The sequence below is a fragment of the Clostridium sp. AF50-3 genome (assembly GCF_003477445.1).
Classification (GTDB): domain Bacteria; phylum Bacillota; class Clostridia; order Lachnospirales; family Lachnospiraceae; genus Otoolea; species Otoolea fessa.
The window spans coordinates 126777-152196 of the sequence record NZ_QUDH01000009.1; the positions used below are offsets into that span (position 1 = coordinate 126777).

The following is a 25420-nucleotide window of genomic DNA, read 5'->3' on the forward strand; positions in this document are numbered from 1 at the left end:
AAAAGGAACCGCCTGGGTCAGTCTATCAACTGGCATCAGGACGGTTCCTTTTTTGAAAGGAGAATGAATGTGACATAAAAAATTGAATGTATGCATTTCGTGTACGTATGAGGCATAATGCCTGTCAGACGAAATGGGTATTTCACCCTTATGCTACAAATGCGTACATCATCACATAATGGCACAGGCTTCCGCCCATGACAAACAGATGGAAAATCTCATGCGAACCGAAATTTTTATGCGTTGCATTGAAAATCGGCAGTTTTAATGCGTAGATAATACCTCCAGCCGTATAGATGAGTCCGCCGGTCAGCAGCCAGAGAAATGCGCTTTTCGGAAGTGCCAGTACGATCTGACGGAACGCCAGCACGCAGATCCAGCCCATCGCGATGTAAACTAGCGAGGAGAACCACTTCGGGCAGTTGATCCAGAGCGCGTTGACGAGAATCCCGGCAATCGCGATACCCCAGACGAGCGCCAGAAGCCGGTAACCGACGTTATTTCCAAGGACGATCAGGCAAACCGGTGTGTAAGTTCCGGCAATCAGGATGAAAATCATCATGTGGTCGATCTTACGCAGGATTTTATTAACGTGCTCGGAAATATTAAAGGTGTGGTAGGTCGTGCTGGCGGCATAGAGCAGAATCATGCTGACGATAAACACAGCCAACGCCGCAAGATGGCGCGAATCTGCTTCTCCGGCCGCTTTGTGAAGCAGCGGAACTGCCGCGATCACCGCGCCGATCATCGCGATAAAATGCGTCAGCGCGCTTCCAGGATCCTTTACGTGGAATTTATGATGCTTTGTTTCAACGAGTTCCGTTGTGTCAGATGTATGTTTTTGACTAGAAATCATAGGATAACCTCCTTTGCCGTAATATCAATAAAGTAATTGTGAATATGATATGTAGTATTTAAAACTACATAGAATGTTTTTATATACTATACATCTTTTCTGAAAAATATGCAAGAGGGGAATGGGATATGTTATAATATAATGTATGAACAGTAACGAAAGGTTTTCACGTTTCGTGTGAGTTGGCAATAAATATATGCAATGGTTTGCATATGAAAATTTTAAAGTTAGAAAGAGAAAGAAAAAAAGGCTCATAGATGATTTGAGAAGTTAAAATGCTCGGGAATTCATGGATGAAGTAGAGAGGAAATCGGTTATGTTAGATATATTATACGAAGATAAAGATATTTTAGTTGTGGTCAAACCAGCCGGAGTTGAGTCGCAGACATCGAGACGTCTGGAGCCGGATATGGTCAGCGAGATAAAAAATTATCTCCACCGGAAGGTGCAGGAGACGAAAAAGTTATCCACAGGATTATCCCCAAAAGCGTCCACAGCCCCGGTGGATCCGTATGTTGGAGTTATCCACCGACTGGACAAGCCGGTGCGCGGTGTGATGGTATATGCCAAGAACCTGAAAGCGGCAGCGCACTTAAGCCGTCAGGTACAGGAGGGAAAACTGGAGAAAATCTATCAGGCACTCGTATGTGGAAAACCTGTGGATAATGTGGGTAAGTACGTGGATTATCTGTTGAAAGACGGGAAAACGAATACCAGCCGGATTGTGGATAAGTCGGTCGCCGGTGCGAAACGGGCAGAGCTGGAATATCAGATATTAGAAAAAAAAGAACAGGAAGACGGTACCGTGCGTTCACTGGTGGAAATCCATCTTCACACAGGACGCCACCATCAGATACGCGTACAGTTTGCCGCGCATGGGACACCGCTCATGGGAGATACCAAGTATGGCGCACCAGCGGCTGCTTCCGTGGGACGTGCCCGCCGGGAACCGCTGGCGCTGTGCGCGGTCCGTTTATCGTTCCTTCACCCGGTGACGGGAAAAAGAATGGAGTTTTCCACCAAACCGCAATTTGTTCTGTGAGCGAACTTTTCTATAAGTCAAGAAAATAAAGGATCAAGGGTGAATAGAAGGTAAGACGTGTATATTTTTATCCAGCCTGCCCATACTAGAGTGTGTACAAAGGAAGTACGAATCATAAATGGGCAAAGTCCATGGGTAAGCCCCGGAGCGACTAAAGAGGGCTTACAAAAGAGACCGCAGGAGTCGGGAGAAGCGAGAGCTGACACCGGTTTCCTGTGGTTTTTCGTTGCCATACATCCGGAAAAAGGGCGTGTAGATTTAAGGAAAAGACGTTTGTTTGAATGGATGGCTGTAGAAATCATAGAACCATAACGGTGTATGGCATAAAGAAAAAATCGGGAAGGTGGAGCAGACAGATGGCACTCAGCAGAAAACAGAAAAAAGCATTTCTCACAGCAGCAGTCACGGCGGGCGTGTATTTGAGTTTCCGTTACCTGCTGCCGCTTATATTCCCATTTCTGGCAGCGTATCTGATGGCGCTGCTTCTCCAGCCATCGGCAGCATTTCTCGAAAAACGGCTGCGAATCTCCTTCCGCGGGCGCATGATCGGCGTTCCCATCGGTATGATCGGGGGCGTGGAGCTGATTTTGCTGAGCATTTTTCTGGTCGGTCTGCTGGCAGCAGGGGGACGGCGTTTCACGGAGGAGCTGGAACACTTTTTAGAAGAGCTTCCAGGACGGATGGAGGAATTGTCACTGCTCGGACAGCAATTTGAACAGTCGATCGAGCGAGTCCTTCATCTGCCTGCCGGTAAAATCGGGCAGCTCTTTCGCGGAACAGGCTTGCAGGGCGGTGGACAGGTCAAGGAGATCCTGCTGCCGCAGCTCCTTCAGAAATCAGTTCCTGCTGCGGCGGGGATTGTGCGCGCGGTTATTGTGGTTGTTTTATTTTTCATTGCCTCGATTTTGAGTTTACAGGAGATGGACGAACTGCGCCGGAGGCGGTTTGATTCGATGTTTCACCGCGAATTTTTCCTGCTCGGCAGGCGCCTTGCGGTGACAGGAAGCGCATGGCTGAAAACCCAGTCGGTCATTTTCCTGATGACTTCGGCATTTTCGATGGCGGGGCTTTTGCTGATTGGAAATCCATATTATATTCTGGGCGGAATCGGAATCGGGGTTCTGGATGCCCTGCCGATCTTCGGCGCAGGGACGGCGTTAGTGCCGTGGAGTCTTTTTCTCCTGTTTAAGCGGGAGTGGGGACACGCGCTGATTCTCTTTGGTCTGTATCTGCTCTGTTATTTTCTGCGTGAGTTCACGGAGGCGCACCTGATGGGGAAGAAAATGGGGCTGTCGCCGCTTGAAACGCTGGCGGCGATCTATGTGGGCTTGCAGCTGTTTAGTCTGTTTGGATTTCTGCTGGGTCCGATTGGGCTGTTGATTATTAAGGATTTTGTGGAGGAGTATGGGGAAGCGGACGAAGGAGCGGATGCTCATTAAGTAGGCGCTTTTAGAGGAGAAAAGAGGAAAAAAGTGGAGTATTGGTGGATGGACGATCTGAAATTATTTTTGAATGTGGAAATTTAAGGAGATGAAGGAATTTTTTAGAATTGCCGCGAGACAAAAGGATCATATATAATAGATAAGGAATTAAAAACGCAAAAAAGTTCTGAAAAACAGCAGAGAAAGAGTTGCTGGAAGATAGCTGGATGTTAAGCTGAAATAAATATGCATATCATTTAAGATGGAGGAACAAACGTGAATTTATATACAAAAGAGTCAGGATCCGGACAGCCGATGGTGCTGCTTCACGGAAATGGAGAGGACAGCTCCTATTTTGTGAACCAGATATCCTTTTTTGAATCAAAATATCTCGTGATTGCGGTGGACACCCGTGGACATGGCAGATCTCCGCGTGGTCGTGGGACATTTACCTTGGAACGGTTTGCTGATGATTTGAAAGGATTTCTTGACCGCCGGGGACTTAGGCGGATCATTTTGCTGGGGTTCAGCGACGGCGGCAATATTGCGCTGATTTTTGCACTGAAATATCCGGGATATGTCGATCGGCTGATTTTAAATGGAGCGAACTTAAACCCGTTTGGCATGAAGCCGTCCGTGCTGGCGGATGTGGCGCGGGAGTATGTGGGAGTTGTGGGGAAACTCTGGCTGCAGAAAAGCGGCATCGGGCAGATACGGGGAAAAATGCAGATGGCAGCAGGAAAAATGCGGACAGAAAAGCAATTTTCAAAAGAAAACGAAAAACAGAATGGACAGGAAGGACTGAATAAACAACAGAGAAGAAGCTGTCAGAAAGAAAAAATTCCTGAAAATAAGGAAAATGATCGGAAGGCAAATATACACAAAAAAGAGCTTTTATCCTTAATGTTGTATGAACCCTGGATCCGCCCTGAACTTCTCCACCGCCTGAAAATGCCCGTCCTTGTGGTAGCAGGGAGCGACGACATGATCCGCGAATGCCACACGCGCCAAATCGCACGTTCTCTGCCAAACGCAAGGATTCGGCTTTTAGAGGGCACCCATTTTATTGCAGCAGAGAACCCGGACGCATTTAACCAATGTGTTGCATCATTCTTGGAACAGACACAGGGCGGCGAGCTGGCGCAGATGAGCCGAGTCTGGGGCAGCCGGAGAGCCGGAAGGCTGGAGAAGGAGAAGATCCGTCGGGCGGCGGTGCTGGTACCTTTGATTCAGAAAGGCGGGGAGTACCACGTGGTGTTTGAGGTGCGCGCGGGAAGCTTAAAAACTCAGCCGGGCGAAATCTGTTTTCCGGGCGGTGCCGTTGAGCGGGACGAGACACCGAAGCAGGCGGCGATCCGTGAGGCGATGGAAGAACTCTTAATCAGTCGCCGCCAGATTCGCGTTATCGCGCCGTTGGATGTGCTGGAAGCACCCGGGGCGATGGAGATTTCTCCATTTTTAGGTGCGCTGCAGGGCTACCGCTGGTCATATTCCGAGGCGGAGGTCGATCATACCTTTTCTGTCCCGCTCCGCTGGTTCGCGGAACATGAACCGGAGCGATATGAAACAGAACTTGTGACCGTGCCGGAAGAGACATTCCCGTTTGAAGATGTTCCGGGCGGACGCGATTACCGCTGGCGGCGCGGACATTACGATGTCTACTTCTACCGCCGTGAGGAAGGAATCATCTGGGGGATGACAGCGAAGATTCTGCGGTCACTGGCGGAGATGTACCGGGAGGATATTTTATTAAAATAGGATTCGTAAGATAGGGATAAAAACATTATTTTTTGTTCGGACGCAACCGAGTCAGTGACGACCGAGTAAAAAATGCGAGGCATCGTCAAGACTTGTACAAGGGCGAGTTCCAGCCTTGACAAACCCGACCGATTGGCGTAAAATCATAATACTGTCAGGATTTGCGCGGCTGAGTTTGTGGATGCCGTGGAAGAAATCCGGCGTTTGATTTTAGAACATCAAACAATAAGAAACAAAACAGGCGAAGAGAGGAATCAGTAAACTTTGACACACGTCCAGAGAGAAAGCCGTATGGTGCGAGGCTTTTGTGTCCCTGAAAGTTGAACCGACCCTGGAGCTGTGCATGAAAATGCAACGTATTTCCGGCGTTAACGGAAGTTAAGTGAGCCAGAATCGGAACGAAATTCTGGTTAAGCAGGGTGGTACCGCCGAAGTTAAGCCATTCGGTCCCTTTGATCGCAGCGATCAGCAGGGATCGGATGGCTTTTTTATTTCTATGAAATACAAAACAACAATAAAATGTTTTTAACAAGGAGAAACGACATGGCAAAGGAAAAGAAAATGGTAGAAGCCATCACATCGATGGATGAAGATTTCGCCCAGTGGTATACGGACATCGTAAAGAAAGCAGAGCTTTCTGATTACTCCAGTGTAAAGGGCTGCATGATTATCAAACCGGCCGGATATGCGATCTGGGAGAATATCCGCAATGAACTGGACAAGCGCTTTAAGGCAACCGGCGTAGAGAACGTATATCTGCCTATGTTTATTCCGGAAAGTCTTCTGGAAAAAGAGAAAGATCACGTAGAGGGTTTCGCACCGGAAGTAGCGTGGGTGACACAGGGCGGTTTAGAGCCGTTACAGGAGAGAATGTGTGTACGTCCGACTTCCGAGACTCTGTTCTGCGATTTTTATGCACATGACGTACATTCTTATCGCGATCTGCCGAGAAACTACAACCAGTGGGCTTCGGTTGTACGTTGGGAAAAGACCACCCGTCCGTTCCTGCGTTCCAGAGAGTTCTTATGGCAGGAAGGTCATACCGCTCATGCAACCGCTGAGGAAGCACAGGAGCGTACCGAGATGATGTTAAATGTATACGCGGATCTGTGCGAGGACTTCCTGGCAATTCCGGTTATCCGCGGACGCAAGACCGACAAGGAGAAATTTGCCGGTGCAGAGGCAACCTACACGATCGAGTCCCTGATGCACGATGGCAAGGCACTGCAGTCCGGCACCAGCCACAACTTCGGCGATGGATTTGCAAAGGCATTTAACATCCAGTATCTGGATAAGGATAATAAATTAAAATACGTTCATCAGACTTCCTGGGGTATGACAACCCGTATGGTAGGCGCGATCATCATGGTTCATGGTGACAATAATGGTCTGGTTCTGCCGCCGAAGGTAGCTCCGACCCAGGTTATGATCGTTCCGATTCAGCAGGCAAAAGAGGGTGTTCTGGACAAGGCATTTGAGGTAAAAGAGGTTCTGTCCAACTTCCGTGTCAAAGTGGATGATTCCGACAAATCTCCGGGATGGAAGTTCAGCGAGTCCGAGATGCGCGGTATTCCGGTACGTGTCGAGATCGGACCGAGAGATATTGCTGAAAATCAGGCAGTTCTGGTTCGCCGTGATACGCATGAGAAGATTACGGTATCTCTGGATGAGATCGCAGCAAAGGTTGGCGAGCTTTTGGAGACGATTCACCACGATATGTTTGAGCGTGCAAAAGCACACAGAGATTCCCATACTTATGTAGCGACAACACTGGATGAGATGAAGGAGATCGCAGAAAATAAGCCAGGCTTCATCAAGGCAATGTGGTGCGGCAATCAGGAGTGCGAGGATAAACTGAAAGAAGTAGTCGGCGTAACCTCCCGCTGCATCCCGTTCAATCAGGAACATCTGGCTGACACCTGCGTATGCTGCGGCAAGCCGGCAACGAAGATGGTTTACTGGGGTAAGGCATATTAATATGATTCCAAAACGGATAGAAATGCCGGTCCAGGTCGAGGAAATCCTGGGAAAGCTGCGAGAACATGGTTACGAGGCATTTGCAGTCGGCGGCTGTGTCCGCGATGCGATCCTGGGGCGGATTCCCGGTGACTGGGATATCACGACCTCGGCGCACCCGGAGGAGGTGAAGCAGGTGTTCGGTCACACGATCGACACCGGGCTTCAGCACGGTACGGTCACGGTCATGCGTGATCATATCGGATATGAAATAACCACCTACCGGATTGACGGTGAATATGAGGATGGACGCCACCCGAAGGAAGTCGTATTTACTGCCGAACTGCGTGAGGACTTGAGACGGCGTGATTTCACGATCAATGCGATGGCATACAGCCACGAAACGGGAATTGTCGATATTTTCGGCGGGGCGGAGGATCTGGCAGCGCGCCGGATCCGCTGCGTCGGGGATGCGGGAGAACGGTTTACGGAAGATGCGCTCCGGATCCTGCGTGCCGTCCGCTTTTCGGCCCAGCTGGGATTTTCGATAGAGAAAAAGACCTGGCAGGCGCTCTGTGAGCTGGCGCCCTCCCTTGTCCATGTGAGCAAGGAACGGGTGCAGGTGGAGTTGACAAAAACACTCCTGTCCGACCGCCCGGAATTTATCTGGAAAACAGAGGCGGCAGGACTGGCACCGTACATTTCAAAGACATTTCCGGAGGTATTTGCGGCGTGGAAAAAGCAGAAAAGCTGTGCAAAGCAGAGGTTGGAAGAGAAGGTATATTCGAAGGATGTGCCAGCTGCTGACAAGGATGCGATCAAAACGGAAACGGTAGCGCAGCAGGGGCACATGTTCGTGAAACATGAATGTGAGACAGACATGGCGGGGAAAATTTCTGCTGCTGCGGCACATCTGCCAGCAGAAAAAGCCTTGCGCTGGTCGTATTTTCTTGCCCCGGCGGGCGAGGAAACTTGTGTCCGGGTTCTGAGAGAACTCAAGATGGACAACGACACGATCGATAAGGCGAAGATTCTGAGCCGTTTTGCATTCATGCAGATGGAAGCGGAGGAAAGCGCTGTCCGCCACGCGATGAGTGCGATGGAAGATACGGTCTTTGACTGGCTGCTTCTCCTTCAGGAAGTTCTGATGCCGGAGCGCATGGATGCGGTGGAAATGGTTCGCTCACTTGCAAGGCAGATCCGGGAGCGCGGTGATTGTATCCGTCTTAAAACTCTGTCGGTAACCGGAAAAGACCTGATTCAGGCAGGCATCCAGCCGGGACCGGCGCTTGGAAAAACGCTGCATCTTCTCTTTGAAAAGGTGCTGGAGAATCCGGCTTGGAATGAGAAAGAGCGGCTTCTGGCTGAGGTGGAAGTGTTGAAACAATCACAGAATGCGGGAACCAGTAAAGCATAAGAAGATTAATAAATAAAAAGAGAAAAGAGGCAAAATCGTTTGGAACCGGCAGGACAAGCCGGACAAACGATTTTGTCTCTTTTCCTTTTGCTTTTTTAACAACAATATTTTCAATCAGAGGATGATTAAAAGAGTTATCCCAATTTCTTATACTCCCTGAAAAACAGCGCCGCCGTCGTCGCCACCGCAATCGTGTCTGCCACCGGTTCTGCCACGAATACGCCGAATACCGGATTTGAAACGAAATGCGGCAGGATAAAGATCAGCGGAATCAAAAGCAACACTTTCCGGAGCAATGCCAGAAAGACGGATGTTTTCGCATTTCCAAGGGCAATAAAAGTCTGCTGGCAGGCGAGCTGGACGGCAAAGAGCAGGGAAGCTGCCATATAGATCCGGAGCGCCCAGATGGTATAGCTGGCAAGGTCTGCGTCGCTGGTAAAGATGGAAATAAAAATCTGTGGAACCAGCATACATAAGAGCCAGAGCAAGGTGGAATAGCAGGCTGCCGAGCGCAGAAGCAGGTGAAACGCTTTTTTCACACGGTCGATATTTTTTGCTCCATAGTTAAAGCTGATGATCGGCTGCGCGCCTGTGTGAGCCCCTGCAGCGGCAGCATGGAAAACTGCATGACGCTGGAAAGAATCGTCATCGCGCCGACCGCGGTATCGCCGCCATATTTCAACAGGCTGGTGTTAAAGCTGATGGACAGTGCACTTTCTGTAAACTGCATGATAAACGGCGCCAGTCCGAGCGCCAGGCATGGTAGGATAAATTGCTTCTGCGGGCGCAGGTTGTGGAGCCGTATCCGCAGGGTACTATGCGTTCCGGTCAGAAAACGCAGAATCCAGATACAGGAAATACCCTGTGAAAGGATGGTTGCAAGTGCCGCACCGCGCACATCCAGATGCAGTCCGAAGATAAAGATCGGATCGAGGATGATGTTGCAGAGAGCGCCGATGGCAACGGTAATCATGCCGGTTTTGGCATAACCCTGTGCGTTGATAAAGGCATTGAGTCCGAGCGCCATCTGGACGAAGAAAGTGCCGCAGACGTAGATTTTCATGTAGTTCCAGGCGTAGAGAATTGTCTTCTCACTGGCGCCGAACATCAGGAGGATCGGGCGCCCAAAGCCAAGAAACAGGGCGGTCAGGAGGAGCGAAATGACGGTCAGCATGAAGGTACAGTTGCCGAGTACCTTTTCAGCAGAATCCTTGTCGCCTTTTCCCATCAGGATCGACGCCTGCGGGGCGCCGCCCATGGCGGCGAGCGCGGCAAAAGCGGAAATGCACATGATAATCGGCATTGTGACGCCGACGCCGGTCAGGGCGCTGGGACCGATGTCCGGGATATGGCCGATGTACATGCGGTCAACCATGTTATAGAGAACGTTGATGATCTGTGCGGCAATTGCCGGGAGCGCCAGTTTAAAAAGAAGTGACCCGATCGGCGCACGGCCGAGATCAGCTTCACGGGATGATGCTGCGCTTGAATGCGGGCGCGTATTTTCATCGTTGGAACGATGAGCGGATTGTATGGACAAAGAGAGACCTCCTTTTCATTTACAGTAAAATATATTATTTGATTGTTTGCCTGATTGTTGGGACAAATAGCCAGACCGCTTTTTTATCCCAACGTGAATCATTGTAACATACCGTCAAAATGATGGCAATGAACAGAATTTCGTAATCACTCCACATTGGCGATTGTGTATGATGGTTTGTGCGCTGTGTTTCAAATCTGCGATATTTATGCATAAGCATATTTGTAAGCCCCCTCTCATAGGTTAGGAGTAGCAGGCTGGGTGTCTGATGTGCATATTTGCATAATCGTGTGAATGTTGCAATTAACATAGCTGTCAGCAGCTGTGGCCCGGCGTGAAAATGTGCTGTCCACATTCTTTTGGGAAATGGAAAGGCGGGCAGCCGGATAGAGGCAGGAGGGGGAAGCTGTGAACGAGAGAACAACCGAGGTGCTGGAACAGTATGAACTGGAAGTGCAGTCGAAGCGCCGTGGAAGAGGCGCGTGGATCTGCGAGACGAGTCAGGGGTTAAAACTCCTCCGGGAATATAAGGGGACCGTCAAACGTCTTGAATTTGAAGAACAAATCATGAATGTTCTGCAAAATCAGAAAACATGCCGGACCGATCAGTATATGCGGAACCGGGAGGGCGAGCTTTTGTCGGTGGCGGAGGATGGAACGCGGTGTGTTGTGAAGGAATGGTTTTCCGGGCGCGAGTGCAGTGTGCAGAGCGAGGCGGAGGTGGTCCGGGCGGTCGGGCAGATCGCGAAGCTGCACCGGACACTGCGCGGCATTGCGATCGATGAGTCGTGGAATCTGGGGTCAATTCTCACGCGTCCGGCGGTGGCGGAGATGGAGCGCCACAACCGGGAACTTGTCCGTACGCGGAATTATATCCGGAAAAAACGGCGTAAATCGGATTTTGAGAGGGCAGTCAGCGGAAGCTTTGCCATCTTTTATGAGCAGGCGCAGGAAGCAGCAGGCGGGCTGAAAGCGCAGATCGAGCAGGACGGCGAGCCGGAAAACTATTTGTGTCACGGGGATCTGAACCAGCATCATATTTTATTGGTAGAAGAAAATGAGATGGCGGTGATTGAATTTAACCGGATGCACCGGGGCGTCCAGGTCGAAGACCTGTATCATTTTACGCGCAAAATATTGGAAAAGCATGGCTGGGATTTGCGTCTGGGGATGCGGCTGCTGGAGACGTATGATCGTATTCTGCCGTTGAATGCACAGGAGCGGACATACCTCTATTACCTGTTTTTATATCCGGAAAAATACTGGAAACAGTTAAATTTTTATTATAATGCAGGCAAGGCGTGGATTCCAGTCCGCAGCATTGAAAAACTGCAGAAGCTGGAAGAACAGCAGACGGCGCGGAACCTCTTTCTTGAGGCAATCCGATAAGAAATGTTGATTTACATATGCATATAAATTCTTTGGTTAAGCGTATTCGATATATCATGGAGAAACTTTGAAAAACGAAAAAATAAAGACAAAGAATAGTAACCGAAATTCTCTTTATTTTTCAGAATAATTATACTATAATGGAGAAAAAGAAAGTCATCCTAGAAGAAAGCAGGGGGTAAGTGAATCATGAAGGATTACATGACGATTTACAAAGAATGGCTGGAAAATCCATACTTTGACGAGGCAACGAAAGAGGAATTACGCGCCATTGAGGGCGATGAAAATGAGATTAAAGAGCGTTTCTATATGGATTTGGAGTTTGGTACGGCAGGACTGCGCGGCATCATCGGTGCAGGTATTAACCGGATGAATATCTACACCGTCCGCCGTGCGACCCAGGGACTGGCAAATTACATCATCAAGCAGGGCGGCGCGGCAAAAGGCGTGGCGATCGCATTTGACTCCCGTCATATGTCCCCGGAATTTGCCGAGGAAGCAGCGCTGACACTGGCGGCAAATGGCATCAAGGCGTACCGGTTCGAGACGCTGCGCCCGACGCCGGAGCTTTCCTTTGCCGTCCGCGAGCTTGGCTGCATCGCCGGCATCAACATCACCGCCAGCCACAACCCGCCGGAGTACAACGGCTACAAGGTTTACTGGGAGGACGGCGCACAGTTTACACCGCCGCATGACAAGGGCGTGACTGAGGAAGTTATGGCGATCACCGATCTTTCCACCGTTAAGACGATGGGAGCACAAGAGGCAAAGGCAAAAGGACTCTACGAGATCATCGGTGCAGCGATCGACGACAAATATATTGCACAGGTCAAGGCACAGGTAGTCAATCAGGGCGCGATTGACCGCATGCAGGATCAGATCACGATCGTGTATACACCGCTTCACGGCACGGGCAATATCCCGGCACGCCGTGTGATGAAAGAGCTTGGATTTACCCATGTATATGTGGTTCCGCAGCAGGAGCTTCCAGACGGCGATTTCCCGACCGTCAGCTATCCGAACCCGGAGGCAAAGGAAGCATTTGAATTGGGACTGGCTCTGGCAAAAGAGAAAAATGCAGACCTCGTTCTGGCAACCGATCCGGATGCCGATCGTCTGGGCGTGTATGTCAAAGATACCAAGTCCGGCGAATACATTCCGCTGACCGGCAATATGTCCGGCTCCCTGCTTTGCGAGTATGTGCTCAGCCAGAAACAGGCAAACGGCAAGATTCCGGCCGATGGACAGGTTGTTAAATCCATCGTTACGACGAATCTGGTAGATGCAGTTGCGAAGAATTACGGCGCAGAGCTCATCGAGGTTCTGACCGGATTTAAGTGGATCGGCAAACAGGTTCTCAAAAATGAGCAGGAAGGCAAAGGAACCTATCTGTTTGGCATGGAAGAGAGCTATGGCTGTCTGATCGGTACATACGCACGCGATAAAGATGCCATTTCCGCAACCGCAGCACTCTGCGAGGCGGCTGCTTATTACAAGGAAAAAGGCATGACGCTGTGGGATGCGATGGTCGAGATGTACGAGAAATACGGCTATTATAAAGATGAAGTGAAGTCCATCGGCTTAAAGGGCATCGAGGGACTGGCAAAGATTCAGGAGATCATGGAATATTTCCGCGCCCACACACCGTCCGATTTTGCCGGACATAAAGTGCTGGCTGTCCGCGATTACAAGGCAGATACCGTCAAGGATCTGGCAACCGGCGAGGTAAAACCGACCGGACTTCCATCCTCCAATGTTCTCTACTACGAACTGGAAGACAACGCATGGCTCTGCGTCCGCCCGTCTGGAACCGAGCCGAAGATCAAGTTCTACTACGGCGTGAAAGGTACCTCCCTGGAAGACGCGGCAGCGAAATCAGAGAAGGTAGGCGAGTCTGTGATGACGATTGTCAATGGACTGCTGTAGAAAAATAAAAAGAAGATATGAAATAAGTTCCTAAAAGAAATAGGACCATTCGTTCATGCGAAAGGTCCTATTTTTGTGCTATTTTGTTCTTTTAATTCTTTCAACGCCGCTGCAAATTTCGACGAAACCGCAGTAGGATTTCCTCTTAGCAGCCCGCGGCGGTAGAAGGCATGGAGCTTTTTAGCCGGGCGCAGGGACTGGCGGCGGTGTTTGAGTTCTTCTAACCGGGTGCTCAGGCGGGTGAGGCGGTTGTCGAAGGCGATGCGGGCATCGACTTCGGTGCGGACTTCGGCAATGCGCTCGTTGACGCGCTGTTTGGCAGCTTCGATGCGTTCTGCGTTTCCTGCTTTGGCAGCTTCGATGCGGGAGGTGGTTTCTTCTCGAACATCGGACAGGCGTTTTTCGGCGAGTGCCTTGGTCTCAGCCAGGCGCTCTTTGTGTTCGGTGGCAGCCGCCTGCAGCTGTCTGGCAGTCTCGGCGCGTGCGGTTGCCAGGCGTTCTTCGGCGTCGCTGCGGACGGCGGCAAGTCTGCGGGCGGCTTCTGCCTGGGCGGCTGCCAGTTTTTCGGCTGTTTCTTCACGGGTCAGGGCGCCGCGCTCAATGGCTTCCTCACGCAGCAGCTCGATCTTGGACTGGAGCTCTTCGATATCGGCTTTGAGCTTCGTCATAGCTTCCAGCGTATGACCTAGAGCCAGGGCTGCCTTGATGGATTCGTAAGCATCGGCGGTGAAAAGAACGCTGATGACGAAATCGCAGATGAGCAGGATAACCGGAGGAACCGCAAGCACAGTGCGGGCGATCGGATCATGGATGACATCGGTCATAAGGATCGTCAGAAATCCCCATGCGATCGAGGAACTCAGGCAGATATAGCCGTGCAGCTGGAACGGCTGGCTGCTGTAATCCCAGTAGCGGACCTTGAATAGGCGTTCCATGACGGCGCCGGTGACATATTCAAGCGCCGTGGCGGCGATAAAACCGGAAATATAGACGAGCGGCAGGCTGTCCCGCACCGGCAGGGACACCCAGAGCATCATCACCGCGCCGGAACCGTAGAGCGGCAGCATCGGAAGCCGCAGAAATCCGCGGTTGACGAGCCGTTTCTGTTTCAGGGAAACATAAGTCGATTCGAAAATCCACCCTAAAAAGCAGTATACATAGAAAAAAGCTAGCCATTGGTACCAGGTATAGGTATACATAAAACCTCCTTTAGAAAATCAAGTCATTTTCTCATTGGTTGAAAAACGTATCTAAAATGAAGTTGTTTCTTATCTTACTATATAAATCTAGAAAAGTTCAAGGCATCTGGGTGAAAAAAGATAATTCCAAAATCTCCGCTTGCCACAAAAGCACGCTTCGTGTACAATAAATCGAAGTCGGCTTTGCCACAGACAGCAGGCAGACGTACAGAAAGCAAATCTTATATGAAGTGGAGTTGTTTTCTAGGATAAAATTTGCAGAAAAACAAAGAACAATTCAACAAATACAAACAATTTACAATAAAAAGAAAAATAGGAGAGGTACACACGTGAGTATACTGAATGTAGAACATTTAAGCCACGGTTTTGGTGACCGGGCGATTTTTCAGGATGTTTCGTTCCGCCTGTTAAAGGGTGAGCACATCGGTCTGATCGGTGCGAACGGCGAGGGTAAATCGACGTTTATGAATATTATTACCGGGCATATGCAGCCGGACGAGGGAAAAGTAGAGTGGTCAAAGCGGGTGCGCGTCGGCTATCTGGATCAGCACACGGTGCTGGAAAAAGGCATGACGATCCGCGAGGTTTTGAAGAGCGCATTTTCCTTCCTGTTTGAGCTGGAAGTGCAGATGAATGAAATCTGCGACCATCTGGGCGAGGCATCGGAGGATGAGATGAACGTGATGATGGAAGAGCTGGGAACGATCCAGGATCTTCTGATGAACCACGATTTTTATTCCATCGATGCGAAGGTGGAGGAAGTCGGACGTGCGCTGGGGCTGACCGATATCGGTCTGGACCGCGATGTAACGGATTTGAGCGGCGGGCAGAGAACGAAGGTACTGCTCGGGAAATTGCTTCTGGAAAAGCCAGATATCTTGTTGCTGGACGAGCCGACGAACTATCTGGATGTGCAGCACATCGAGTGGCTGAAACGGTATTTGCAGGAATATGAAAATGCGTTCATCCTGATTTCACACGATGTTCCGTTCTTAAATAGCGTAGTAAATATCATTTATCATATGGAAAATCAGCGGCTTGACCGCTATGTGGGCGATTACGACAAGTTTCTCGAGGTGCACGAGGCGAAGAAAGCGCAGCTCGAGGCAGCGTATAAGCGTCAGCAGCAGGAGATCGCGCAGCTGCAGGATTTTGTGGCACGCAATAAAGCGCGTGTTTCCACGCGAAATATGGCGATGTCCCGCCAGAAAAAGCTGGATAAAATGGATGTGATCGAACTGGCGAAGGAAAAACCGAAGCCAGAGTTCAACTTCCTGGAGGCGAGAGCCTCCGGAAAATGTATTTTTGAGACGGAGGATCTGGTGATCGGTTACGACGAGCCACTCTCCCGTCCGCTGAACCTCTATATGGAGCGCGGCGAGAAGATTGCGATGGTCGGTGCCAACGGAATTGGAAAGACGACGCTTTTAAAGAGTATTTTAGGTTTGATTCCAGCAGTGTCCGGCAAGGTGACGCTGGGCGATTATCTCTCCATCGGCTATTTCGAACAGGAGATGGCGCCGGGCAATACGACGACCTGCATCGATGAGATCTGGAAAGAATTTCCGTCCTACACCCAGTACCAGGTGCGTTCCGCACTGGCAAAATGCGGTCTGACGACCCAGCACATCGAGAGCCAGGTGCGCGTGCTCAGCGGTGGCGAGCAGGCAAAAGTGCGCCTGTGTAAGCTGATCAACCGCGAGACGAACCTTCTGCTTCTCGACGAGCCGACGAACCATCTGGACGTTGAGGCGAAGGAGGAGTTAAAGCGTGCGCTGGCGGCGTACAAAGGAAATATCCTTCTGATCTGCCATGAACCGGATTTCTATGAGGGATTCGCAACGAAGGTCTGGGACTGCAGTGAGTGGAGTCTGAAAATATAAGAAAAAAATGTTTTTCAGCGTACCCCAACATTCAGTATAGAGCCCTTTTTCTAAGGTGCCTGGCACTGACAAAAAACAGGAACGCCATCGGCTGAGAGTCCGACGGCGTTCCTGTTTTTCTTAAATTGGGAATGGTAGGTATATATAAAAAAGAAATTGGCTTAGGGGGGCCGGACGATTTGTATCGTCCGGTATGAGTATGAAAAAGCTTTTTTATTTCAAGTAACACTTGAAACAAAGGCCTGTTACCCTTTCGGATAACATACTTGTATTATAGGAGAAACTTGTGACTAAAATATGTCCCTTTCATAAAAAAAATATAAAGTCCATAAAAAAATAAAAACCTCTTTCAAAAGAATCGAAAGTTGTATATAATAGTAAGTGGTATAGTCCGCTCTAAAACAATGCGCGGGCTGGATGGCAGCGAAAAAAGCTGAAATAAAGAAGATAAAATACAATGAAACTCATAGATTTATGTACTCAAGAGTGCATATTCAGAGCAGGAGGAAAACAACTATGTTGATGTCCAATGATATTGGTATCGATCTGGGTACAGCCAGCATCCTTGTATATATCAAGGGAAAAGGTGTCGTACTGAAAGAGCCGTCCGTAGTGGCGATCGATCGGGATACGAATAAGATCATGGCGATCGGCGAGGAAGCCCGCCTGATGATCGGCAGAACCCCTGGCAATATCGTAGCGGTCCGTCCGTTACGCCAGGGGGTTATTTCAGATTATACAGTGACAGAGAAGATGATGAAATATTTCATCAACAAGGCAGTCGGCAAGAAGACACTCCGCAAGCCGCGTATCAGCGTCTGCATCCCGAGCGGTGCGACCGAGGTAGAGCGCAAGGCGGTTGAGGATGCGACTTATCAGGCTGGCGCACGCGAGGTTTCGATCATCGAGGAGCCGGTAGCAGCTGCGATCGGCGCTGGTATCGATATTTCCAAGGCGTGCGGCAACATGATCGTAGATATTGGTGGTGGTACGGCAGATATCGCCGTTATTTCCCTGGGCGGTACCGTAGTCAGCACTTCTATTAAAGTGGCTGGTGATGACTTCGACGAAGCACTGGTCCGTTACATGAGAAAGAAACACAATCTTTTGATCGGTGAGAGAACCGCTGAGGAGATCAAGATAAATATCGGTGCGGCATACCGCCGTCCGGAGGTAATCACGATGGAAGTGCGCGGACGAAATCTGGTTACCGGACTTCCGAAGACGATCGTTGTCACATCCGACGAGACGCTGGAAGCGCTGCGCGAGCCGGCACTCCAGATCGTAGATGCCGTTCACAACGTACTCGAGCGGACGCCGCCGGAATTGGCAGCCGACATTTTTGACCGTGGTATCGTACTGACAGGCGGCGGCGCACTGTTAAGCGGTCTGGATGCCTGATCGAGGAGAAAACTGGCATTTCCACGATGATCGCAGAGGATCCGCTGACCGCAGTTGCGATCGGAACTGGTAAGTTTATCGAGTTCGCACACGGTGAGAAGAAAAACTACGATTAAAGAGAACCGCCGGAAGGCGGATAGCATAAAAATATGGCAGCAGTTAAAGGATATATTGAAAAAATAAAATACCGCAATGAGGACAATGGCTATACGGTTCTCTCTATCAGCGGCTTGGACGACGGGGAGGAATATGTGCTGGTTGGCACTTTTTCCTACATCGCAGAGGGCGAGATGATCGAGGCGAGCGGGCGTATGACCGAGCATCCGATTTACGGGGAACAGATGGCGGTGGAAAGCTATGAGCTGAAAGCGCCTGAGGATACTGTTTCCATGGAACGATATTTAGGCTCCGGCGCCATCAAAGGCGTCGGGGCTGCTTTAGCTTCCAGGATTGTTAAAAAATTTAAGGCGGACACATTCCGCATCATGGAAGAAGAGCCGGAACGCCTCGCGGAGGTCAAGGGAATCAGTGAAAAAATGGCGATGTCCATCGGTGAACAGGTCGAGGAAAAGCGCGATATGCGCCAGGCGATGATGTTTCTGCAAAATTATGGCATTTCCATCAATCTGGCGGTTAAAATCTACCAGGAATACGGTCCGGCAATGTACACGATTCTCCAGAACAATCCGTATAAGCTGGCGGACGATATTCCGGGCGTCGGTTTTAAGATGGCAGACGAGATCGCGGCTAAGATAGGAATCGTGGCAGATTCGGATTTCCGCATCAAGAGCGGCATCCTGTATACACTCTATCAGGCGACGGCGAACGGGCACACATACCTGCCGGAGGACGAGCTGGCGGATCGGGCGGCAAAGCTTCTACAGGTTGAGATTTCCGAGATTGACAAGCATCTGATGGATATGCAGATGGATAAACGGCTGGTGATCCGGGAGAGCAAACAGCAGAAAACAGCAGAAATGGATGTTTTCGTTCAGGCGGAATCGGCAGTGTCGGGGCAGATGCAGCCGCAGCCAGATGTTTTGGGTGAACCGAATGCATCAAATGTATCAAATATAGCAAACGCCCCGGAACGCGCTGTTTATGCATCACACTACTATTATACCGAGCTAAACACCGCCCGCATGCTGCACGACTTAAACATCACTGGTTCCGAATCGGAAGAACAGATTCGGAAAAGTCTGGCAGTCATCCAGAAAGAGGAACAGATCGAGCTGGATGAACTGCAGATCCGCGCGGTGATTGAGGCGGTCAACTGCGGACTTTTGGTAATCACGGGAGGTCCGGGTACCGGAAAAACGACGACGATCAACACGATCATCCGGTATTTTGAAAAGGGCGACATGGATATCCTGCTGGCAGCCCCGACCGGACGCGCAGCAAAAAGGATGACCGAGGCGACAGGCTATGAGGCGAAGACGATTCACCGCCTGTTAGAGCTGACGGGAATGCCAGAGGAGGATGAGAAGAGCCGGACGACTTCGATGCATTTTGAGCGGAACGAGGACAATCCGCTGGAAGCTGATGTCATCATTATCGATGAAATGTCGATGGTGGATATCAATCTGATGCATTCGCTGCTCCGGGCGGTCAATGTCGGCACACGTCTGATTCTGGTAGGTGACGTGGATCAGCTTCCGAGCGTCGGACCGGGCAATGTCCTGCGTGATATCATCGAGTCAGAGTGTTTCCATGTGGTAAAGCTAACCCGGATTTTCCGGCAGGCGGCGCAGAGCGATATTATCGTCAACGCCCACCGCATCAATGCCGGAGAGCACATTCCGATCGGAAAGTCAAGCAGGGATTTCCTCTTTATAAAGCGTGATGATCCGAATGCGATCATCAATGCAATGATCACGCTGGTACGTGAAAAACTGCCGAATTACGTCCATGCCGATTTGTTTGAGGTACAGGTCATGACGCCGATGCGGAAGGGAGTGCTGGGATCGATACGGTTAAATTCCATTTTGCAGGAATTTTTAAATCCGCCATCGGCAGAAAAGGCGGAAAAAGAGTATGGCGAGACGACGTTTCGTGTGGGCGACAAGGTCATGCAGATCAAGAACAATTACCAGATTGAGTGGACCTCCTACAACCGCAGCGGCATCCCGGTGGACAAGGGAGCCGGCGTGTTCAACGGGGATCTTGGGCGCATCCGCGAGATTAATACCTTTGCGGAGCTGGTAACCGTGGAGTATGATGAGGGAAAACGTGTCGAGTACAGCTTCAAGCAGCTGGAGGAGCTGGAACTGGCATATGCGATCACGATCCACAAGTCGCAGGGAAGCGAGTATCCGGCGGTCGTGATTCCGGTCTGGAGCGGACCGCAGATGCTGATGACGCGGAATCTGATTTACACGGCGGTTACAAGGGCAAGAGCCTGTGTCTGCCTGGTCGGTGTCCCGTATGTGTTTCAGCAGATGGTGGACAATGCGATGGAACAGAAGCGCTATTCGGGACTGCGCGACCGCATTGAAGAAATTATGGAGACATTGTGATAAAAAATATAAAATGGAATCAATTCCCCCGCGCCGCTCTGGATGCGCTATATCCAAGGCGCTGCCCGGTCTGCGGGGAGATCGTGACGCCGAAGGGCAGGCTTATCTGTCCTTCGTGTCTTTTGAGGCTTTCGCCTGTCAAATCGCCGGTTTGTCAGAAATGTGGAAAAGAAGTTTGGAGTGAAGAAATCGAATATTGTCCAGACTGTGTGAAACACCGCCGGTCATTTGTGCGTGGGATGGCACTCTTTAACTATACGGAGGAAGCTGCGCGCTCGATGGCAGCGGTTAAATATAAAAATAAGAGGGAATATCTCGATTTTTATGCCGAAGCTGCAGCGGAAAAGCTGAGGCAGTATGAAAATCGGGAGGAGTGGCAGTTTGACGGTCTGGTTCCCGTTCCGGTCCACCCGGCGCGGAAACGGAAACGCGGTTTCAATCAGGCGGAGGTTCTGGCAAAGCGGATGGGCGAGCGGCTGGAAATGCCGGTGTGCCCGGAATTTTTATATCGGATACGAAATACAGAACCCCTGAAAGAGCTGAATCCAGATGAACGGCTCCGGAATTTACAGCAGGCGTTTCAGGCAGATTCGGAGGCAATCCGGGCAAGTGGTGTGCAAAACGTGCTTCTCGTGGATGATATTTATACGACCGGCAGCACGGCGGAAGCGTGTACCCGGGCGCTTCTGTCTGCGGGGATCGAAAAAGTCTGCTTTTTTGCCGTTTGTATTGGACAAGGACGCTAAAGTGGGATATGATAGAGAAGATAGGCAGAGGGAAGCCTTATAAGTGGAAATACTCCGGCATTTCTGGACGAAAAGAATAGTAGAAAGCATTTGAATCTAAAAGTTTGCGGGAGAGGCAAAAAGAGGTTCAGGAGACGGAAGGAATGCAGGGGGAGATTTCAAGTAAGAAAGAAAAGGAGTAAAAAGAATGCAGGAATTTGAATATCGCCTGGAAAAGGAAGATTATAAAAACTGGATTCACTGGAACGTGCTTAAGCATGAGTCCAAGAAAATGAAGATGGTGTCGGCACTCTTATATGTCGCATTTTTAGCTCTCTTTCTGGGGAAAAATGTGATGCAGGCAAAGGGCAATCTGGTTCTTCTTGTACCGTCCATCGTGATAGCGGTGCTGGTCGGCATCGGCATGTTTTACATGATTTCAAACCAGAACCAGGAGCGGATGATCTGGAAACGGAGCGGACTTAAAAATTTGGAAAAGACGGGCAATTTCCCAGTCGTACATCTGACGCTGGATGAGAAGACACTGACCATGACGGTTGCGGCACAGGAGATGACCAAGACTTACAGCTACAGCGACATTGAGCAGATGGTTGAGATTGAGCGGATGTATCTGCTTGAGACGAACGAGAAAACCTGGCAGTTTATCGCCAAGTCGGCATTTTCCAGCGAGGAAGAGCAAAAGCAGTTTGAGACATTCATGAATGAAAAGCTTGCGGATGCCAAGGAAAACCCGGAAGAATATCCATCCGTGACAAAAAATCCGGAAAATGCGGAGAATCAGGAGGGCGGCGCCCTGCATCAGAACGCCGCGCTTGAGGATGATGTTGTGGAAGCTGATGAGCCGGAGATCACCCGCGTGGATACAAGCCATATGGGTAAGATTGGAAAAATGGCGCATTTTATCGGAAGCCAGGCGGCAGATGAGGAAGAAACCGATGAGCCTGAAAAGGCGGAGCCGGATACCACAGACAGTCATGAAAATGTGGAAGAAAAGACAGATGCTGTAAACGAGGAGAAAATGGACGAGTAAACCTTTCTGATTGTTTTATAGCATCTGAAATACGAGGCGCGGGCAGAATCTGGTTCTAGCCTGCACTAAGTGAAAACGATATCTATAATATAAAAGAGGCGGCGAATGTCGGCAAGTTATTGCTTGACGCGCCGCTTCTTTTATGATATAGTAGACGGGCGAATGGAAGAACATAGGTCTTTTTTTTTATGCTCAAAAACCAGATTTCCGGTTGGAGAGTGGAAAGATCGCATACTAAGAAAAATGGAGGTGGAAGTTGTGCGTACAAGAATTACACTGGCATGCACAGAATGCAAGCAGCGCAATTACAACATGACCAAGGATAAGAAAACTCATCCGGACAGAATGGAAACCAAAAAGTACTGCAGATTCTGTAAGACACACACGTTACACAAAGAGACGAAGTAAGAGTAACTGGTTGGTTCTGCGCGATCGGGCATCTGCCTGAGCGCTTTGGAGGACAAAAATGGGTGATACAGAAAATACCAAAAAAGCTCCTAAAAAGAGTTTCTGGAAAGGTCTAAAAGCTGAGTACAAAAGGATCATCTGGCCTGACAAAGAGACAGTTACGAAGCAGACTGGAGCGGTCATCGCCGTTTCCGTTGCGCTGGGACTTATCATTGCGGCTCTTGACACGGCAATCGTGTTTGGACTGCACTTCGTTATGTAAAGGCAAAGGTGAGAAATATGGCAGAAGCAAATTGGTATGTAGTGCATACTTATTCCGGCTATGAAAACAAAGTAAAGGTTGACATCGAAAAGACGATCGAGAACCGGAACCTTCAGGATCAGATCTTAGAGGTTTCCGTGCCGATGCAGGAAGTTATCGAAGTCAAGAATGGAGCCAATAAACAGGTTGCCAAGAAGATGTTTCCCGGATACGTACTGATCAACATGGTTATGAATGATGATACCTGGTACGTAGTACGCAACACCCGCGGAGTGACCGGGTTTGTTGGTCCGGGCTCCAAACCGGTTCCTTTGACGGAAGAGGAGATGGCCGGTCTCGGATTTAAGGAAACCGGCGTTGTCGTTGACTTTGAGGTCGGCGACACGGTTGTTGTAACGACAGGGGCATGGAAAGATACCGTTGGTGTTATCGAGTCCATCAACGAGGAAAGACAGACCCTGACGATTCGTGTAGAACTGTTTGGCCGTGAGACACCGGTTGAACTGAACTTCACAGAGATCAAGAAGATGATGTAAAGAGGTTCATTTATGAGCCTGTGGGAGGGAAATCCCCGCAATTACCACAATTTATAGGAGGTGCCAACAATGGCAAAGAAAGTTACAGGATATATTAAATTACAGATTCCTGCTGGAAAGGCTACACCAGCTCCGCCAGTAGGTCCGGCTCTTGGACAGCACGGTGTAAACATCGTACAGTTCACGAAAGAGTTCAACGCTAAGACAGCAGACCAGGGCGATATGATCATCCCGGTTGTTATTACTGTATATGCTGACAGAAGCTTCAGCTTCATCACAAAGACTCCGCCGGCTGCCGTTTTGTTAAAGAAAGCTTGCAAGATTAAATCCGGTTCCGCTACACCGAACAAGACTAAGGTAGCTAGCATCTCGAAAGAGGATCTGCAGAAGATCGCAGAATTAAAGATGCCTGACTTAAATGCAGCAAGCCTTGAAGCTGCTATGAGCATGATCGCTGGTACAGCAAGAAGTATGGGTATCACAGTTGCCGAGTAATTTTCGGGATGTTTATCAGTAACGTGGGAGGGAATTCCCCGACAATACCACTAGGAGGTTTTTTATAATGAAAAGAGGAAAAAGATACGTAGAGGCTGCTAAATTAGTAGATCGCGCAAGCCTTTATGAAGCTGCAGATGCCATCTCCATCGTGAAGAAGGCTGCAGGTGCTAAATTCGATGAAACCGTAGAACTTCATATCAGAACTGGTTGTGACGGCCGTCATGCTGATCAGCAGATCCGTGGTGCAGTTGTACTGCCGCACGGAACTGGTAAGACCGTTCGTATCCTTGTATTTGCTAAGGGACCGAAGGCAGAAGAGGCTCAGGCTGCAGGCGCAGATTTCGTAGGCGCTGAGGAGCTGATCCCGAAGATCCAGAACGAGGGATGGTTAGACTTCGACGTAGTAGTAGCTACTCCGGACATGATGGGCGTTGTAGGACGTCTTGGTCGTGTACTTGGACCGAAGGGCTTAATGCCGAACCCGAAGGCTGGTACTGTTACTATGGATGTAACCAAAGCTATCAATGATATCAAAGCCGGTAAGATCGAGTACAGACTTGATAAGACTAACATTATCCACGTGCCAGTAGGTAAAGCTTCCTTCACAGAGGAGCAGTTAGCGGACAACTTCCAGACGCTTATTGACGCTATCCTGAAGGCAAAACCAGCTACCTTAAAGGGCGCTTACTTAAAGAGTGTAACCATGACTTCTACCATGGGCCCGGGCGTTAAGCTGAACGTAGGTAAGCTGATTGGCTAATCAGAAGACGTTATAGAATCAAGAGGATGAGGGACTTTTGGGTCTTTCGTCCTCTTTTTTTCGATTGTCGAAAAAATATAAATAAAGTCAAAAAAACAGTTGACTTTATACTTTAGTAGTGATAAAATATGTTCTGTTGCCGCTGAGAAAGCGGAAACGAAAATTAAAGAGTCAAGACGCACAGGTGATTGTGAAAACTTTCAAAAAGAAAGTGAAAAAGTCCTTGACAAAAATGAATATCCATTATATAATGGTTAAGCACATTTTTGGAGAGATATCGAAGCGGTCATAACGAGGCGGTCTTGAAAACCGTTTGTCCGAAAGGGCGCGTGGGTTCGAATCCCACTCTCTCCGTTTCGAAAACGGTTATTAATTTCATAAGATATGAAAATCAACCTGCAGAAGTACCCAAGAGGTTGAAGGGGCTCCCCTGGAAAGGGAGTAGGTCGTTAGTAGCGGCGCGAGGGTTCAAATCCCTCCTTCTGCGTTCGATGCGAAAGCATCAGGAACCTTGAAAACTGAACAGTATGTAAAACCCTGAAAATTCTAAGAACAAAGGCTTTTGGTTAAGCCTTGAAGTTCAAGAGAACATTCAGAATGAAACCAAAACAACAGTAATAACGGTTAAAATTAGCCAAGCGAATTTTGACTGGAATCAAAACTTTAACATGAGAGTTTGATCCTGGCTCAGGATGAACGCTGGCGGCGTGCTTAACACATGCAAGTCGAACGAAGCGATTTGGCGGAAGTTTTCGGATGGAAGCTAGATTGACTGAGTGGCGGACGGGTGAGTAACGCGTGGGTAACCTGCCTCACACTGGGGGACAACAGTTAGAAATGACTGCTAATACCGCATAAGCGCACAGGACCGCATGG

Annotated in this window: 18 protein-coding genes, 2 tRNA genes, 1 rRNA gene, 2 pseudogenes and 1 other annotated feature; of the genes and pseudogenes, 20 read left to right on the forward strand and 3 right to left on the reverse strand. The window is 49.5% G+C overall.

The features are described from left to right. Positions 1 to 148: 148 nt before the first annotated feature. Positions 149 to 856, reverse strand: a complete 708-nt coding sequence (locus DW085_RS11500) for a hemolysin III family protein (protein WP_118492850.1) — start codon at positions 854 to 856, stop codon at positions 149 to 151. Positions 857 to 1172: 316 nt separating this feature from the next. On the opposite strand from DW085_RS11500, the gene DW085_RS11505 reads away from it, so the two are divergent. The 5 genes from DW085_RS11505 to DW085_RS11530 all read left to right on the forward strand — a co-directional run bounded on the left by DW085_RS11505 (position 1173) and on the right by DW085_RS11530 (position 8450). Next, a complete protein-coding gene (locus tag DW085_RS11505; protein WP_118469495.1) occupies positions 1173 to 1898 on the forward strand; it encodes an RluA family pseudouridine synthase in 726 nt (241 codons plus the stop codon). Between the two features lie 356 nt (positions 1899 to 2254). Continuing rightward, positions 2255 to 3337, forward strand: a complete 1083-nt coding sequence (locus tag DW085_RS11515; protein WP_118472556.1) for an AI-2E family transporter — start codon at positions 2255 to 2257, stop codon at positions 3335 to 3337. 258 nt (positions 3338 to 3595) lie between these two features. Next, positions 3596 to 5077 (forward strand): alpha/beta fold hydrolase, encoded by a 1482-nt coding sequence (locus DW085_RS11520; RefSeq protein ID WP_118492854.1) that lies wholly within the window; start codon positions 3596 to 3598, stop codon positions 5075 to 5077. Positions 5078 to 5312: 235 nt separating this feature from the next. Next, positions 5313 to 5532: a binding site (T-box leader), on the forward strand. Positions 5533 to 5620: 88 nt separating this feature from the next. Continuing rightward, positions 5621 to 7054: a proline--tRNA ligase gene (gene proS / locus DW085_RS11525; RefSeq protein ID WP_022359111.1), complete on the forward strand. Its 1434-nt coding sequence runs from the start codon at positions 5621 to 5623 to the stop codon at positions 7052 to 7054. 1 nt (position 7055) lies between these two features. Beyond that, entirely contained in the window at positions 7056 to 8450 is a 1395-nt protein-coding gene (locus DW085_RS11530; RefSeq protein WP_118492856.1) for a polynucleotide adenylyltransferase, read from the forward strand. Between the two features lie 134 nt (positions 8451 to 8584). Here DW085_RS11530 and DW085_RS11535 read toward each other — a convergent pair. Beyond that, positions 8585 to 9894 (reverse strand): annotated as a pseudogene (locus DW085_RS11535) (MATE family efflux transporter). Positions 9895 to 10398: 504 nt separating this feature from the next. Between DW085_RS11535 and DW085_RS11540 the strand changes: the two are divergent. Next, a complete protein-coding gene (locus DW085_RS11540) occupies positions 10399 to 11379 on the forward strand; it encodes a phosphotransferase (protein ID WP_107001892.1) in 981 nt (326 codons plus the stop codon). A 189-nt stretch (positions 11380 to 11568) separates the two neighbouring features. Further along, on the forward strand, positions 11569 to 13305 hold the full coding sequence (locus DW085_RS11545) for a phospho-sugar mutase (protein ID WP_117796691.1): 1737 nt from the start codon (positions 11569 to 11571) through the stop codon (positions 13303 to 13305). A gap of 53 nt (positions 13306 to 13358) precedes the next feature. Here the strand turns inward: DW085_RS11545 and DW085_RS11550 are convergent, their stop codons facing one another. Beyond that, complete coding sequence (locus DW085_RS11550) at positions 13359 to 14504, reverse strand: putative ABC transporter permease (RefSeq protein ID WP_118492858.1); 1146 nt, start codon at positions 14502 to 14504, stop codon at positions 13359 to 13361. A 329-nt stretch (positions 14505 to 14833) separates the two neighbouring features. Here DW085_RS11550 and DW085_RS11555 point away from each other — a divergent pair, with 329 nt between their 5' ends. The 13 genes and pseudogenes from DW085_RS11555 to DW085_RS11615 all read left to right on the forward strand — a co-directional run. Beyond that, positions 14834 to 16387, forward strand: coding sequence for an ABC-F family ATP-binding cassette domain-containing protein (locus DW085_RS11555; RefSeq protein WP_022359105.1), 1554 nt, complete (start codon positions 14834 to 14836; stop codon positions 16385 to 16387). 516 nt (positions 16388 to 16903) lie between these two features. Further along, positions 16904 to 17904 (forward strand): annotated as a pseudogene (locus DW085_RS11560) (rod shape-determining protein). Between the two features lie 33 nt (positions 17905 to 17937). Continuing rightward, positions 17938 to 20304, forward strand: a complete 2367-nt coding sequence (locus tag DW085_RS11565) for an ATP-dependent RecD-like DNA helicase (RefSeq protein ID WP_118492860.1) — start codon at positions 17938 to 17940, stop codon at positions 20302 to 20304. Further along, positions 20301 to 21050, forward strand: coding sequence for a ComF family protein (locus tag DW085_RS11570; protein WP_243034009.1), 750 nt, complete (start codon positions 20301 to 20303; stop codon positions 21048 to 21050). Before DW085_RS11565 ends, DW085_RS11570 begins: the two co-directional genes overlap by 4 nt. A gap of 187 nt (positions 21051 to 21237) precedes the next feature. Then, positions 21238 to 22080: a YcxB family protein gene (locus DW085_RS11575; protein ID WP_118492862.1), complete on the forward strand. Its 843-nt coding sequence runs from the start codon at positions 21238 to 21240 to the stop codon at positions 22078 to 22080. A 243-nt stretch (positions 22081 to 22323) separates the two neighbouring features. Continuing rightward, positions 22324 to 22488, forward strand: coding sequence for a 50S ribosomal protein L33 (rpmG, locus tag DW085_RS11580; RefSeq protein WP_207722866.1), 165 nt, complete (start codon positions 22324 to 22326; stop codon positions 22486 to 22488). A gap of 58 nt (positions 22489 to 22546) precedes the next feature. Beyond that, entirely contained in the window at positions 22547 to 22750 is a 204-nt protein-coding gene (gene secE, locus DW085_RS11585; RefSeq protein ID WP_022359100.1) for a preprotein translocase subunit SecE, read from the forward strand. A 17-nt stretch (positions 22751 to 22767) separates the two neighbouring features. Continuing rightward, positions 22768 to 23286, forward strand: a complete 519-nt coding sequence (gene nusG, locus DW085_RS11590) for a transcription termination/antitermination protein NusG (RefSeq protein WP_022359099.1) — start codon at positions 22768 to 22770, stop codon at positions 23284 to 23286. 69 nt (positions 23287 to 23355) lie between these two features. Beyond that, entirely contained in the window at positions 23356 to 23781 is a 426-nt protein-coding gene (gene rplK / locus DW085_RS11595) for a 50S ribosomal protein L11 (protein WP_022359098.1), read from the forward strand. A gap of 67 nt (positions 23782 to 23848) precedes the next feature. Next, complete coding sequence (gene rplA, locus DW085_RS11600; protein WP_022359097.1) at positions 23849 to 24544, forward strand: 50S ribosomal protein L1; 696 nt, start codon at positions 23849 to 23851, stop codon at positions 24542 to 24544. Positions 24545 to 24812: 268 nt separating this feature from the next. Further along, positions 24813 to 24898 (forward strand) — tRNA-Ser (locus DW085_RS11605). Positions 24899 to 24942: 44 nt separating this feature from the next. Continuing rightward, positions 24943 to 25031 (forward strand) — tRNA-Ser (locus DW085_RS11610). A gap of 177 nt (positions 25032 to 25208) precedes the next feature. Beyond that, positions 25209 to 25420 (forward strand): 16S ribosomal RNA (locus DW085_RS11615); the annotation flags it as partial.

Excerpts from the sequence above, each read along its gene's own strand:
- DW085_RS11530 (WP_118492856.1), top strand. The coding sequence starts at position 7,056 with ATGATTCCAAAACGGATAGAAATGCCGGTCCAGGTCGAGGAAATCCTG.
- DW085_RS11565 (WP_118492860.1), top strand. The coding sequence starts at position 17,938 with ATGGCAGCAGTTAAAGGATATATTGAAAAAATAAAATACCGCAATGAG.
- rplA (WP_022359097.1), top strand. The coding sequence starts at position 23,849 with ATGAAAAGAGGAAAAAGATACGTAGAGGCTGCTAAATTAGTAGATCGC.
- DW085_RS11505 (WP_118469495.1), top strand. The coding sequence starts at position 1,173 with ATGTTAGATATATTATACGAAGATAAAGATATTTTAGTTGTGGTCAAA.
- nusG (WP_022359099.1), top strand. The coding sequence starts at position 22,768 with ATGGCAGAAGCAAATTGGTATGTAGTGCATACTTATTCCGGCTATGAA.
- secE (WP_022359100.1), top strand. The coding sequence starts at position 22,547 with ATGGGTGATACAGAAAATACCAAAAAAGCTCCTAAAAAGAGTTTCTGG.
- DW085_RS11515 (WP_118472556.1), top strand. The coding sequence starts at position 2,255 with ATGGCACTCAGCAGAAAACAGAAAAAAGCATTTCTCACAGCAGCAGTC.
- DW085_RS11550 (WP_118492858.1), bottom strand. The coding sequence starts at position 14,504 with ATGTATACCTATACCTGGTACCAATGGCTAGCTTTTTTCTATGTATAC.
- DW085_RS11545 (WP_117796691.1), top strand. The coding sequence starts at position 11,569 with ATGAAGGATTACATGACGATTTACAAAGAATGGCTGGAAAATCCATAC.
- rplK (WP_022359098.1), top strand. The coding sequence starts at position 23,356 with ATGGCAAAGAAAGTTACAGGATATATTAAATTACAGATTCCTGCTGGA.
- proS (WP_022359111.1), top strand. The coding sequence starts at position 5,621 with ATGGCAAAGGAAAAGAAAATGGTAGAAGCCATCACATCGATGGATGAA.
- DW085_RS11575 (WP_118492862.1), top strand. The coding sequence starts at position 21,238 with ATGCAGGAATTTGAATATCGCCTGGAAAAGGAAGATTATAAAAACTGG.
- DW085_RS11500 (WP_118492850.1), bottom strand. The coding sequence starts at position 856 with ATGATTTCTAGTCAAAAACATACATCTGACACAACGGAACTCGTTGAA.
- rpmG (WP_207722866.1), top strand. The coding sequence starts at position 22,324 with ATGGAGGTGGAAGTTGTGCGTACAAGAATTACACTGGCATGCACAGAA.